At 64.3% G+C, this 12333-nt stretch carries 14 protein-coding genes; 3 read left to right on the top strand and 11 right to left on the bottom strand.

Annotation, left to right across the window (positions count from 1 at the left end):
• Positions 1–20 precede the first annotated feature (20 nt).
• On the bottom strand, positions 21–1076 hold the full coding sequence (locus tag NCT32_RS22590; protein ID WP_061117020.1) for an ABC transporter ATP-binding protein: 1056 nt from the start codon (positions 1074–1076) through the stop codon (positions 21–23).
• A 270-nt stretch (positions 1077–1346) separates the two neighbouring features.
• Here NCT32_RS22590 and NCT32_RS22585 point away from each other — a divergent pair, with 270 nt between their 5' ends.
• The 3 genes from NCT32_RS22585 to NCT32_RS22575 are packed head-to-tail and all read left to right on the top strand — an operon-like array spanning position 1347 to position 3554.
• Entirely contained in the window at positions 1347–2264 is a 918-nt protein-coding gene (locus NCT32_RS22585; protein ID WP_061117019.1) for a polysaccharide deacetylase family protein, read from the top strand.
• Positions 2261–2965 (top strand): GntR family transcriptional regulator, encoded by a 705-nt coding sequence (locus NCT32_RS22580; protein ID WP_061117018.1) that lies wholly within the window; start codon positions 2261–2263, stop codon positions 2963–2965. The genes NCT32_RS22585 and NCT32_RS22580 overlap by 4 nt, the downstream gene beginning before the upstream one ends.
• A gap of 1 nt (position 2966) precedes the next feature.
• The gene (locus tag NCT32_RS22575) at positions 2967–3554 is read left to right on the top strand and encodes a flavin reductase family protein (protein WP_061117017.1); all 588 of its coding nucleotides are present in this window, start codon (positions 2967–2969) and stop codon (positions 3552–3554) included.
• A 33-nt stretch (positions 3555–3587) separates the two neighbouring features.
• Here the strand turns inward: NCT32_RS22575 and NCT32_RS22570 are convergent, their stop codons facing one another.
• The 10 genes from NCT32_RS22570 to NCT32_RS22525 all read right to left on the bottom strand — a co-directional run bounded on the left by NCT32_RS22570 (position 3588) and on the right by NCT32_RS22525 (position 12332).
• A complete protein-coding gene (locus NCT32_RS22570) occupies positions 3588–3962 on the bottom strand; it encodes a glutathione S-transferase family protein (RefSeq protein WP_061117016.1) in 375 nt (124 codons plus the stop codon).
• Between the two features lie 55 nt (positions 3963–4017).
• The gene (locus tag NCT32_RS22565) at positions 4018–4176 is read right to left on the bottom strand and encodes a hypothetical protein (protein ID WP_311394693.1); all 159 of its coding nucleotides are present in this window, start codon (positions 4174–4176) and stop codon (positions 4018–4020) included.
• A gap of 202 nt (positions 4177–4378) precedes the next feature.
• Positions 4379–6235, bottom strand: coding sequence for a SagB/ThcOx family dehydrogenase (locus NCT32_RS22560; RefSeq protein WP_250478516.1), 1857 nt, complete (start codon positions 6233–6235; stop codon positions 4379–4381).
• Between the two features lie 362 nt (positions 6236–6597).
• Entirely contained in the window at positions 6598–7551 is a 954-nt protein-coding gene (gene speB / locus NCT32_RS22555) for an agmatinase (RefSeq protein ID WP_250490552.1), read from the bottom strand.
• Between the two features lie 16 nt (positions 7552–7567).
• Positions 7568–8119, bottom strand: coding sequence for a cupin domain-containing protein (locus NCT32_RS22550; RefSeq protein WP_061117013.1), 552 nt, complete (start codon positions 8117–8119; stop codon positions 7568–7570).
• 140 nt (positions 8120–8259) lie between these two features.
• Positions 8260–8958, bottom strand: coding sequence for a DUF1989 domain-containing protein (locus NCT32_RS22545; protein WP_061117012.1), 699 nt, complete (start codon positions 8956–8958; stop codon positions 8260–8262).
• Between the two features lie 10 nt (positions 8959–8968).
• Positions 8969–10204 (bottom strand): M20 family metallo-hydrolase, encoded by a 1236-nt coding sequence (locus NCT32_RS22540; protein WP_061117011.1) that lies wholly within the window; start codon positions 10202–10204, stop codon positions 8969–8971.
• Positions 10201–11010 (bottom strand): amino acid ABC transporter ATP-binding protein, encoded by an 810-nt coding sequence (locus tag NCT32_RS22535; protein WP_284508540.1) that lies wholly within the window; start codon positions 11008–11010, stop codon positions 10201–10203. The genes NCT32_RS22540 and NCT32_RS22535 overlap by 4 nt, the downstream gene beginning before the upstream one ends.
• A complete protein-coding gene (locus tag NCT32_RS22530; RefSeq protein ID WP_061117009.1) occupies positions 11007–11660 on the bottom strand; it encodes an amino acid ABC transporter permease in 654 nt (217 codons plus the stop codon). The genes NCT32_RS22535 and NCT32_RS22530 overlap by 4 nt, the downstream gene beginning before the upstream one ends.
• A gap of 9 nt (positions 11661–11669) precedes the next feature.
• On the bottom strand, positions 11670–12332 hold the full coding sequence (locus tag NCT32_RS22525) for an amino acid ABC transporter permease (RefSeq protein ID WP_061117008.1): 663 nt from the start codon (positions 12330–12332) through the stop codon (positions 11670–11672).
• Position 12333: the final 1 nt, after the last annotated feature.

Raw genomic sequence — 12333 nt, 5'->3', positions numbered from 1 at the left:
AAAGTTGTGAATGCCTGAGTTCACGCGGCGAGCGGATGCGCGTTCTGCTCGTCCCACCACACCGTCACGCGCGCGCCGGGGCCGGCGCGTTGCGCGTCGTAGTCGGCGTCGCTGATCATCGAGACGAGCTCGGGAGAGCCGTCGAGCGGATCGAGCGTCATGCGCAGATGCGTGCCCTGATACTCCGCTTCGCGCACCGTGCACGCGAGCCCGCCGATGCGCAGAAGACCGCTGTTGCCCGCGCTCGTGCCGGGCGCGACGCCCTGCGGCGCGATGCGCAGATGATCCGCGCGCACCGTGAAGAGCCGCCCGCTCGAGGCGAGCACGTTATGACCGCCCAGAAAGCGCGCGACGAATTCCGTGCGCGGCCGGTTGAATACGTCGAAAGGCGTGCCGCTCTGCTCGATATGACCGTGACTCATCACGACGACGAGATCCGCGAGCGCCATCGCTTCCTCCTGCGAATGCGTGACGTGCACGAAGGTGATGCCGAGTTCCTTCTGCCAGCGCTTGAGTTCGGCGCGCATCTGCACGCGCAGGAAGGGATCGAGCGCGGACAGCGGCTCGTCGAGCAGCAGGCAGCGCGGCTCGTTGAGGAGCGCTCGCGCAAGCGCAACGCGCTGCTGCTGTCCGCCCGAGAGTTGCGCAGGCTTGCGGCTCGCGTAGGCCGACATCGCGACGAGTTCCAGCAGTTCGCCCGCGCGCTTCCTGCGGGCTTCCTTCGCGACGCCGCGCACCTTGAGGCTGAAAGCGACGTTGTCGAGCGCCGAGAGATGCGGGAAGAGCGCATAGCTCTGAAACACCATGGCCGTGCCGCGCGCGACCGGCTGCTCGCGCGTGACATTGCGCCCGCCGATCAGCACATCGCCTTCGGAGACCCATTCGTGGCCCGCGATCATGCGCAGCGTCGACGTCTTGCCGCAGCCGGACGGCCCGAGCAGACAGCAATACGCTCCGCCGGGAATGCGCAGGTCGATGGCGTCGACGGCGAGCGCATCGCCATAGCGCTTCGAAACATGCACGAGCTCGATATCGGCCGGGCTCGCGCGAACCACCGTGGATGCCGGTTGAACCATGAAGGCTTGTCCTGTTGAAGACGCTGATGGAATACAGCGGGCAAGCCATTGCAAGACATATGCCATTCGTGCGCGGGCGCACGGTCGAGCCGCACGACCAGAACGCTGCCACATACGCTGACAGCAGGTGTCGACGAATTGGCGCGCATATTGCACACGATCACGGACCCCGATCGTCAGCATCTGCAGACGCCTGGCGTGTGCGATCGAGGTGCGGATCAGGTCCGCTATGGGGCACGACATAACCAAACCGGTTCATCACACTCGACAATGAACGACTTCGCTCCGTTGAAGACGCATGGACGCTTCGACTATCGGCCGATCCACGAAAGCGATGGATATCGCTGGCCGAACGGCGCGGGCCTCGCGGTCTATCTCGGCTTCAACCTCGAACACTTCGCGTTCGGCGAGGGGCTGGGCGCTGCGCTCGGGCCGTTGTCGCCGCAGCCCGATGTGCTCAATTACAGCTGGCGCGAGTATGGCAATCGTGTGGGCGCGTGGCGCTGCATCGAACTGTTCGATGCGCTCGACCTGCCCGCGGGCACGCTCATCAATACGTCGCTTTATGATCACTGTCCCGCGCTCGTCGAAGCATGCGCCGCGCGTGGCGACGAACTCATCGCGCACGGTCACACGAACGCGCAGCGCCAGAGCGATCTCGACGAAGACGGCGAACGCGCGCTGCTCTCGCACTGCCGCGCACGCATGCTCGAATGCTCCGGCGCAGCGCCTTCGGGATGGCTCTCGCCGTGGATCTCCGAATCGCATCGCACGCCGGACCTGCTCGCCGAGACGGGTTTCCGTTACACGCTCAACTGGTGTCACGACGACCGGCCCGTACGCATGAACACGCGCGGCGGCCCGCTGTGGTCGATTCCGTATCCGCAGGAGCTGAACGACCTGCCGATGATCATGGCGCGTCACATGGACATGCGCGACTTCGCGGATATGATCATCGACCAGTTCGACGAGATGCTCGAGCAGACGCTGCGCGCGCGCACGCCGCAGGCGCTCGTGATGGGCATCGCGCTGCATCCGTATATCGTCGGGCAGCCGTACCGGTTGCGGCATTTGCGGCGTGCGCTGGCGCATATCGCAGCGGCGCGCGAGGACATCTGGCTCGCGACGCCCGGGGCGGTCGCGCGTCATGTCGAAGAAGCCGTGCCCATGCCGGCGCAGGCCGCATGAAGAGCGGGAAGGAGAGCGCGGACGCGCGCGTCTATCGGTCGATTTTCGAAGGCGTGCTCAATCGCAGGCTCGCGCCTGGCACGAAACTGCCCGAGCCCGAGTTATGCGCGCTGTTCGGCGTGGGCCGCGCGGCGGTGCGGCGCGCGCTGGAAAAGCTCGCATACGACGGCATCGTCGTGCTGCGTCCGAACAGGGGCGCGGTGATCGCGCAGCCGACCCGCGAGGAGACGCGCGCGATTTTCGAGGCGCGGCGTTCGGTCGAGCGTGCGCTCGTCGAACTCGCGGCGGAGCGCGCGAGCGCCGCCGATATCGCCGCGTTGCGCGGACAACTCGACGAGGAACACGAGGCGATGCATCGCTTCGATCAGCCATCGTGGGCGCGGCTTGCGAGCGCTTTTCATCTGCGTATTGCGACGCTTGCGGGCAATGCGATCCTCGAACACTATCTCAGCGAACTGATCTCACGCTGCTCGTTGATCGTCGGCGCTTACGAGCCGGCCGGCAACGCGCCGTGCGAGCACGACGAGCACACCGCCATCCTCGATCACCTCGAAGCGCGCGATGCCGCGGGCGCGATCGCGCACATGATGGCGCATCTGCGCAGCCTGGAGGCGCGCATCGAGACATCGCGCATGCCGGGCGCAAACGGACTCGCGCATCTGCTCGGCATCGATCCCGCGCAACGAACCGCAGTGGAGTGACATGGAAATCGATTTCGAAGCAATTACCGAGTACCAGCGTTACCAGCTAATGGCGAGTCTGATCGTGCCGAGGCCCATATCGCTCGTCACGACGCTCGGCGCGGACGGCACCGTGAATGCCGCGCCGTTCTCCATGTTTAATATGCTGGGCGAAGAGCCGCCCATCGTCATGATCAGCATCAACCGGCTGGCGGACGGGACGTTGAAGGACACCGCGGTGAATGTCCCGCGCGAAAAGGAGTTCGTCGTGCATCTCGCCGATGAAGCCATCGCGCAGCAGATGCATCGCTGCGGCGAACGCTTCGCCCCGGATGTCTCCGAGCTCGAACAGGTGGGCTTGAGCACGCTTGCCTCGACGCGCGTGAGGCCGCCGCGCATCGCCGAGGCGCCCGTCGCGTTCGAGTGCGCGTTATGGGAGACGCTCGAAACGGCGAGCCGCCACATCTTCATCGGACGCGTGCTGATGCTTCATGCGCGTGACGAACTCATCGATATCGATACATGGCGCGTCCGCCTGGAGCATTACTTTCCGGTGGGACGCTTCGGCGCGAGCGACTACGTGACGACGCGTGACCGCTTTCGGATGTGATGGCGCATGGCCGTGCGCTGCGGGCCAGGCCTTTCACCAACCGATGCAACGCTTTTCATCGGTTTCACGATCAGGTTGGTCATCGTCGAAATCGACCGAATGACTCGTCGTCGTCAACGACGCGCGAATTCGATGATCTTCCGGTAGCAGGCGACCGGCCGCTTTTCCACCGTAGCAGACGATCGAGCTTGACCGGGTTGCGACGAACGGTGCTTCGTCCTGTGTCTGCTCGACCAAAACAGGTGCTTTTGTCGCCGGGTTCAGCGCCAGATGTGCGGATTGCTTCTGCTCGTGAGTCGCGAGATCGACGAATCGAATCGTGTAGAGCAAATCGGCTTCTTCCAGAACGATCACTGCGCGGATGCAGTTGCCGGACGGAGCACCGTGAAGCTCCAAGATATTCGTCATTTCAAGATCCCTTGCGCCCGTTGTTGAATTCGCGGCCGCGATCATCGAATGAGACTCACTCGACGACGATCGTCGGGCTACCAGGGACACAGTGCATCCGCTCGAAAGGTTTTGACGGAATGGTCGAGATGGCTGTGCGCTGGCCCAGCGTGAACGCCACCACTGCGGCGGCGTTCGAGGCTTTGCCGGGCGGCAGCGCTTCGTCCACGACAATGACACAACGCTCCGGCTCGGGCGGGGCTTCAATGGCGTCGTTCGCTGGTCACCTATGAAGCGCTTTTCGGCGTGCCTCGCATGTCGGGGAGTGCGCCCCGTGTGTCGCCCAGCGCGTGTGAGCGGTTCCTGTCATACCCTCGAGACGCGCTTCGCGCACCTGCGCGTGGGCCCGAGCGCGTCCGTCAGCATGCGCGAGCCTTCTACGTTCCCGTCGACACGCCGAGCGCCGCGAAGTGCAACACCCATTCCCTTTGCCCATCGACATCGATCAGGGCCGCCGCTTCGTCGTCGTAAAACCCGCCCACCGGGCAGGCGGCCAAGCCGCGCGCGACCGCGCCTAGCAGCCAGCGCTCGCCCAGCATCCCCGCCTCGATAAAGGCATGGCGATAACCACGCGCACCTTCCGCCAGCATGTGCGCGCGATCGGCGGAAAGCACCAGCACGACGGCGGCGTTGCCGATCACGTCCTGCGACAATGCGGCCGCCTGAGCCGCAGCGGCGGAATCGTTGTCGCGCACCCGTACCAGCGCGTGCTGAGGCAGGTAGCGATACACGCCCGGCCGAAGCCCTTCGACACGATTGACGACCAGATTGATACGGATGGCGCCCGATAGCTGGGGCGGCAGCGCCATGTCGGCCAGCATCGATGACATCGTCGCGAGCGGCACCGCATCGTCGAGGAAGCGCCGCTGGCTCCGCCGCTGGACTATCGTGTCGGTCACGCCTGCGGCGGCGGGCTCAGGCGCCGGTAGCGCGATATGCCCGGCGCCCGCCTCGTCGGGCAATAGCTGCAGCGACGTGGCCCGGTGCACCATGCCCGTCACCCCGATTGTCAGGCCGGAGGGAACCGGCGGCGCTGCGAAGCGCGCGCGCAAAGCTTCGCCGGTGGAGTCCACGGCGCTGGGTGCGGGCCGCAGATCCATGACGGCGAGCACGCCTTCCTCGAGGCCATCAACACCGATGGTTTTGGCGGCCAGCATCTCGTCAAAGCGCGCGACGAGCGTCGCGCGCATTCCTGCCTGATGCCCCGCGAGCCGCAGATTCTCGAGCAAGTGGCCAGCGTCCGCAACCGCATAGCGGTAGGCCCGGTCACGGTACTTGTAGCCGGTGCGGCGGAACACCGCAGTCAGCACCACGACCGCGTCGGCGCCGTCTGCCTGAGGCGCGCCGAGTGCGAGCGGAGCCGCGCCCAGCGCGTCGAGCCGATCGTGCTCCGGGTCGTAGTGATAAAGCCCGGCCGGCAAGCCCTCGACCTTGTGTGCCAGGACATAGAGCTCGCTGGGAAACAGCGCGCCGGAAGATGGAGAGGCGCGCAACGCCAGGCCGCCGCGCCGCGCCGTGATGCCGGCCGAGAGGTATAGCATCTCGCCCAACTCGGCAACGCTCAGGCTCCGTTCGCGCGACGAGGGCGCGCGCAGCGCGTCGCTCAGGCCGCGCTCGTGGGTCCTGTCGCGCGCGAGGGCGATGTGCGGCACGTCGGGGTAGCGCTTGAAAGCGGGCGGCGGTGCACCCCATTCGACCCCCGGCGCGCGCTGGAACACGCGGCTGCGCGACTCGGACGAGAATTCGTGATAACGGGCCACGGCGTCGACTGGTCCAGATCCGGCTTCGGAGGCGTTGGTCCAGCGGACGGCGACTTCGCTGGCGCCGTGACGCGTGCCGAGGAAGAACGCCATGCCGAGAGCGGCGAGGACGGTCAGCGCCTTGCCGACCGCGACCGGGCCGTGCCTGCCACCGCGGGTGGACTGCTGCGCTGGCTGGGACGGTGCGAGCCGCAGCCAGCGGAACACGGCCGGCAGATTGAAAACCAGGTGCACGGAGACAAGCAGCAGCGTGCAGTAGCCAAACAGGTAGTGCCAGTCGAACACCGGCAACTGCTGATTGGCCACCCAGAACACACCGAGACTTGCCGTCGTCAACAGGTAGGCGATCAACAGCAGGCTGGTTTGCACATTGAGCGCCTGACGCGACGGTGTCCGTCCGCGCCACGTCGACACGGTGACATACAGTGCATACATCGAAAGCGGCAATAGGACCCAAATGATCTTTGAAACCATGTCCTGACGCGCCTTGCTGAAATGTGGAGAATGCGACGGAGCCTAAACTCTATCCTTGTCCGCCTGGCGAGGCTACAGGCTGTCAAGATGCCGAAAGAGATTGATCGAGCCAAAATTGCGTTCGACGAGCGCGTGCTGAACTGTTCACGATTACGTGGGAATCGTTACGTGAGTTACTCGTACCGAAAAAGCGGCGCCGGGACATGCAAAGCAAAACGAAGTCCGGTAGACCGACGCTACCCGTGGGGTCCAGCCGCTCACTCGATTCGATACAGGAGCACGGCATTGTTGATGAGCCAATGTACAGAACCTACGCCGCCAACGGTCCGACCCGCTCTCTAAACTTCCGAGCAGAAGCTGTGCTAGCGTCGGCTCGATCGCGCCTGACGTGCCGCGAACAGACACAGCATCTCGTACATCATGGTTGCGGCGACAAGCGCGGTGTTGCCGCTCGGATCATACGGCGGCGACACTTCCACCACATCACCGCCGACCCAGTTCAGCCCGTCGAGCCCACGCAAAAGCGCGAGCGTTTCGCGCGTCGTCAGCCCACCAATTTCCGGCGTGCCGGTGCCGGGTGTGAAGACGGGATCGAGACCATCGACATCGAGCGAAAGATAGACGGGCGCATCGCCCACCACCCGTCGCGCTTCTTCTACAATCGCCGCCGGCCCGCGTTCCTCGAACTCTTCGATGAACACCACGCGCATGCCGTGCTCCAGAGAATAACGCCAGCCTTCGTCGGTATTCTGCGCGCCGCGTATGCCGATCTGAATAGTACGCGTGGGATCGAGCAAACCCGCTTCGACCGCACGTCTGAACGGTGCGCCGTGCGTAAACTTTGAGCCTTTGAACGCGTCCCAGGTGTCGGTGTGCGCATCGATATGCACGAGCGCGAGCGGTTGCTTCGGCGCGATGGCCTGGAAGACCGGATAGGTAATCGAGTGATCGCCGCCCGCGATCAGCGCCATTTTTCCAGCACGGAACACGGGTTCGAAAAAGCGGCGGATATCGGCGTGCGCGGCTTCGAGATCGTACAGATGCTCGAAGGGCACATCGCCGATATCGGCCACGCGGCACGCTTCGAACGGATTGAAGCGCGTGACGTGATGGATGGCGCGCATCATCGTCGACATATTGCGGATTTCCCGCGGGCCAAAGCGCGCGCCCGGACGCGCGGTGACGCCGCCATCGAAGGGCACGCCCGCCAGCGCGATATCGAGCGCCGCGAGATCGCGCTCGAACGGCACGCGCATGAAAGTGGGAATGCCCGCGAAGCGCGGCAACTGCATCTGCGAAAGATCGGTGCTGGCCATGATAGGAGTTCAGTGATCAGAACGTGGGTGGCGTGTTGACCCACAGAATGCGCGCGACCGTATCGCCCGGATTTCGATAGCTGTGCGGCTCGGTGCTCGGAAAATAGAACGAATCGCCCGCCTTGAGCGAATAGCTCTGATCGCCGAGCGTGAGTTCCAGTTCGCCTTCGAGCACATAACCCAACTCTTCGCCGACGTGATGAATCTGCTCGTCGCTGCGCGCGAGCGGTTCGAGAACGTGGATATCGCCCTGAAGCAACTGGCCCGGACTCGGCACGACGAGTCGTTCGAGCAGGATGGAGCCCTCGGCACGTCTGCGTTTGTCGGCCGCCGGAGCGGCTCGCGTGCCCGGAAAGCGCACCGAGGGCCGCTCGCTCGCGCGCTGAACGGGCGAAGCCGTGAGGGCCGGCGCGGACAGCAGCGCCGCGATGTTGGTGTCGAGCGCAATGGCGAGCTTGTGCAGCGTGGCGAGCGATGGCGTCGCGTGGCCGCCTTCGACCTTCGACAGAAGACTTTCCGAGCAACCCGCCGCTCCCGCGAGCACCTTGAGCGTCATCTGCCGCACCATGCGCGCATGACGCAGACGCGTGCCGAGGCCATCGGCGGCGGAGGCCGGCGCGGCGTCGGCTTTAGGAGAAGTACGCGCTGCAGGTGAGGAAGGTCGTTTGCTGGCCACGAATGAACACCATCGAAAGGAGAAGGGCGCGCTTACGGGAGCACCGTGAACTCGACTTCGAGCGGGTTGAGCGCGTTGATCGGAATGATATCCTGCGGGCACGCCGACATGACCACGACGCAGTCCATCGCGGCCTTGATATCCACGTAATCGCCGGACTTCGACACGGGCGGCAGCCAGTCGATCGAATAGTCCGGCTTGACTGGAATGTTCATCCACAGATTGAACGGCTGGGGCACTTCTTTCGTGCGCAGACCGATAGCCTTCAGCGCAAGCCGCAAATTGTCCGCGCAGTTGTCGTGATAATGCTCGACACCGAGATTGCGATAGCGATACAGATCGCACGCGGCGATCAGCGTATCGTGCACGCCGGGCGAAGTATCTGCGACCAGTTCTGCGATCGGGCGTCGCTGGTTGGTCACGAGCGGATCGCCCGGCTGCGGAATGATCTTGTCGATGAACGCGCGCGTATGTTCGAACGACAGGAATTCGTTCAGATGTTGCGCGTTGAAGATCCACGTATCGCACACTTGAGTGCCGTGCGGATTCGCGATGCGGATGGTCTGGCCCGCCTTCACGCGCACCGCGCGGCCGCAACGCGCGGGCACCGTGTACGTCCTGCCGATTTCAGGCGTCCCGTCCGGCGAAATCGGTTCGTTCAGCGTGGCGTTCACGCCGTTTTCCTGGCCGTTGTCTTCGGCGCTTGCGAGGGTGGTTGCGGGGGCGTTCATATGGGCTCCTTTAGTCGTTGCAGAGTGTGGTGAGGCAATGGGCGAGCACGCGTGCGCCGAGCGCGAGATGTCCGGCGTCCGTTGCTTCGGCGGGGTTGTGGCTGATGCCGTCGATGCTCGGCACAAAGATCATCCCGCTCGGGCAATGCGTCGCGAGATACATCGCGTCGTGGAACGCGCCCGAGGTCAGATGCAGCGCGCGGGCATCGAGTGCGCGGCACGCTCCGTCGATGCACGACAATACAGACGCATCGAAAGCGACGGGCGCATGCGTGAACAATGCTTCGATGCGCGCGCCATGACGTTGCACGATGGCGTGCGCGTGCTCGTCGAACGCGGCCAGCACGCTCGCTTCCGGATGACGGAAGTCGATGGTGAAGCTCACCGCCGACGGGATCGTGTTGATCGAGTTCGGCTCGATGCTCCAGCGGCCGAAAGTGACGCGCGTATCGGCGCGGCCGAGTTCGTGCGCGATGGCATCGAGCTCCTGACGCAGCGCAATGGCGAGCGTCATCGCGTCGCGGCGCAGCGGCATCGGCGTGGTGCCTGCATGGGCTGCGCTGCCTTGCACGTGAAGCGCGTACCAGCGCACGCCCTGAATGCCGCTGACGACGGCAAGCGGCACATCGGCGTCTTCGAGTTGCGGGCCCTGTTCGATGTGAAGTTCGACAAAAGCATGTGCGACTTCATGCTGGGCGCGTTGGGGCAATCCGGGAAACGCGCTTCGGTGATGGTCCAGCGCCGCGCTCAAGGTCATGCCTTCGGAATCCCGCACGTCCGCATAACGCGCCATACGCGACGGCTCAACGAACGCGCTCGATCCCATCGCGCCCGGAGAGAAGCGCGTGCCTTCCTCGTTGGTCCAGATCGCGACTTCGAGCGGGCGGCGCGTGCGCACGTTCGCATCGTTCATTGCGGCGAGCACTTCGAAGCCCGCGAGCACGCCGTAACAGCCGTCGAGCTTGCCGCCGGTCGGCTGCGTGTCGATGTGGCTGCCGGTCATCACCGGCGCAAGTGCTGCATCGCCTTCGCGCCGGAAGAACAGATTCGCGCAGGCGTCGACGTGCACGCCGCATCCGAGGGCGCGCGCACGCTCGATCAGAAAGCGCCGCGCTTCGATATCGCGTTCGCCGAGCGCGGGCCGGTCCACGCCGCCGTCGTCGCGTGCACCGAAAGTGGCGAGCGTATCGATCGATTCGAGGAGACGGTCTTGGTTCACGGCGTCCGCTATTTGTCTTGCGATCACGACGTCGCTCCTTCGCCTGCAATCGCAAGGCTGCGTTCGAGCCACGGTTTGAGGAATTGCTGCAAACGCGGCGTGCGCGTATTGCCGAACAGTTGCGCGGGCGGTCCGGCTTCAACGATTTTTCCCGCCTCCATGAACACAACCTTGTCGGAGATCTTGGCGGCGAAGCTCATCTCGTGCGTGACCATCACCATCGTCATGCCATCCTGCGCGAGCGAACGGATCACGTTGAGCACTTCCTCGACGAGTTCGGGATCGAGTGCGGACGTAGGCTCATCGAGCAGGATCACTTCGGGTTCGATGGCCAGCGCCCGCGCGATGCCCACGCGCTGTTGCTGTCCGCCGCTCAGTCGCGCGGGATAGGCATCGGCCTTGTGTTCGAGGCCCACGCGCGAGAGGGCGGCCTGCGCCCTCTCGCGCGCGTCACGCCTGCTCATCTTCTTGGCGAGCACGAGCGGCGTCGCGACGTTGTCCAGCGCGCTCATGTGCGGCCAGAGGTTGAATTGCTGAAAGACCATCGCAATGGGACGGCGCACGTCGGCAATGCTGGCTTCGCTGTCACGGTCCTTCGCCGTGCGTCCTTTCGATCGATAGCCCAGCAACTGGCCTTTGATCCACACTTCGCCTTCGTCGTAGGCCTCGAGAAAGTTCATGCAGCGCAGCGCAGTGGTCTTGCCCGAACCGGACGGCCCGATCAGCGTGACAATCTCGCCGCGCATGACATCGAGGTCGATGCCTTTGAGCACGCGGTTCTCCCCGTACGACTTGCCGACGGCTTGCAGCTTGAGAATGGGAAGGTCGCTCATGATGTCTTCTTCAGAAACGAAATGCGGGAAGTGGCCGCCTGCGCGATCAGCGACACGGCTTGCGTGAGCAGCCAGTAACATGCGATCAGCAGCGCATACGGACCGATATACGTGTAGCTCGATGCGACGATATCGCTTGCCGTCATCGTCAATTCGGGCACGGTGATGATCGACGCGACCGCGCTCTCCTTAATGACGAGAATGGTCTGGTTCGCGATCAGCGGCGCGGCGAACGCGAGCGCCTGCGGCAACTCGATGGAGCGAAAGGCGTCGCGCCGGCTCACGCCGAATGCGGCTGCGGCTTCGAGCTGGCCGCGCGGAACGCACGCCCAGGCAGCGCGAAACAGTTCTGCAAAGTAAGCGCTCGAGTAGAACGCGAGCGAAAGAATCGTGGCTTGCACGGCCGACAAGGTAATGCCGATGACTGGCAGCCCGAAATAGACGATCACGAGTTGAGACAGATAAGGCGTGCCGCGCACCAGCCACACGAACGCGCCATAAGCGAGCGCGAACGGACGGCCGAGCGCGAGACGCATCGCGTTGAGCGCGAAGCCCGCGACGATGCCGATGAGCGCCGCAAGCACGCTCACTTCGAGCGTGATGCCCATTGCTTCGATGAAGCGCGGAATGAGTGCGATGAAGTTGTGCATGCCGATGCCTCACGGACGCCGAGCTACACGCAGCGAGTACACATGACCCGCGCCCGCGAGCAGCGACGTGATCGCCAGATAAAACACCGCCGCCATTGCGTACACCTCGAGTGGCCGGTACGTCGATGACGAAAGTTGCTGTCCCACGCGCATCAGATCCGTCACGGAAATGACCGACACCACCGCCGACGCCTTGACGATATCGATCATCTCGGACACCAGCGCCGGCAGCGTCGCACGCACGACCTGCGGCACTTCGATATGCCACAAGGTCTGACGCCGCGTGAGATTGAAGGTCGTTGCCGCCTCGATCTGTCCGGGCGCAATAGAGCGGAAACCTGCGCCCAGAATCTGCGATTGATACGCGCCGGTGTTGAGCGACAGCCCGATCACCGCTGCCGCGAGCCCCGGCAATTCCAGCCCGAGCGCGGACGGCACGTAATAGAACACCAGCAGTTGCGCGAGCACTGGCGTACCGCGCAGCACGCTGACGTACACGCGCGCCGTTGCGCGCATCAGGCGGCTGTCGCTGACCGACATCGTGTAGACGAATACGCCGACGAAGAAGCCGCAGCACACGGCGACCGACGACAGCACGAGCGTTGTCAGCGCGCCGTCGAGCAACTGCGGCAAGTAGCCGATGCAGCGCGTGAGCAGATCGGGACCGTTCATG

The sequence above is a fragment of the Caballeronia sp. INML2 genome, from assembly GCF_023631365.1.
GTDB lineage: Bacteria > Pseudomonadota > Gammaproteobacteria > Burkholderiales > Burkholderiaceae > Caballeronia > Caballeronia turbans.
The sequence above is the reverse complement of the archived record's forward strand: the minus strand, read 5'-3'. Positions and strand labels throughout refer to the sequence as shown.

What these genes read in the sequence shown, in the direction of transcription:
- NCT32_RS22570 (WP_061117016.1), bottom strand. Translation starts at nt 3,962, where the DNA reads ATGACGAATATCTTGGAGCTTCACGGTGCTCCGTCCGGCAACTGCATC.
- NCT32_RS22535 (WP_284508540.1), bottom strand. Translation starts at nt 11,010, where the DNA reads ATGAGCGACCTTCCCATTCTCAAGCTGCAAGCCGTCGGCAAGTCGTAC.
- NCT32_RS22575 (WP_061117017.1), top strand. Translation starts at nt 2,967, where the DNA reads ATGGAAATCGATTTCGAAGCAATTACCGAGTACCAGCGTTACCAGCTA.
- NCT32_RS22550 (WP_061117013.1), bottom strand. Translation starts at nt 8,119, where the DNA reads ATGGTGCGGCAGATGACGCTCAAGGTGCTCGCGGGAGCGGCGGGTTGC.
- NCT32_RS22590 (WP_061117020.1), bottom strand. Translation starts at nt 1,076, where the DNA reads ATGGTTCAACCGGCATCCACGGTGGTTCGCGCGAGCCCGGCCGATATC.
- NCT32_RS22530 (WP_061117009.1), bottom strand. Translation starts at nt 11,660, where the DNA reads ATGCACAACTTCATCGCACTCATTCCGCGCTTCATCGAAGCAATGGGC.
- NCT32_RS22545 (WP_061117012.1), bottom strand. Translation starts at nt 8,958, where the DNA reads ATGAACGCCCCCGCAACCACCCTCGCAAGCGCCGAAGACAACGGCCAG.
- NCT32_RS22525 (WP_061117008.1), bottom strand. Translation starts at nt 12,332, where the DNA reads ATGAACGGTCCCGATCTGCTCACGCGCTGCATCGGCTACTTGCCGCAG.
- NCT32_RS22580 (WP_061117018.1), top strand. Translation starts at nt 2,261, where the DNA reads ATGAAGAGCGGGAAGGAGAGCGCGGACGCGCGCGTCTATCGGTCGATT.
- NCT32_RS22560 (WP_250478516.1), bottom strand. Translation starts at nt 6,235, where the DNA reads ATGGTTTCAAAGATCATTTGGGTCCTATTGCCGCTTTCGATGTATGCA.
- NCT32_RS22585 (WP_061117019.1), top strand. Translation starts at nt 1,347, where the DNA reads ATGAACGACTTCGCTCCGTTGAAGACGCATGGACGCTTCGACTATCGG.
- speB (WP_250490552.1), bottom strand. Translation starts at nt 7,551, where the DNA reads ATGGCCAGCACCGATCTTTCGCAGATGCAGTTGCCGCGCTTCGCGGGC.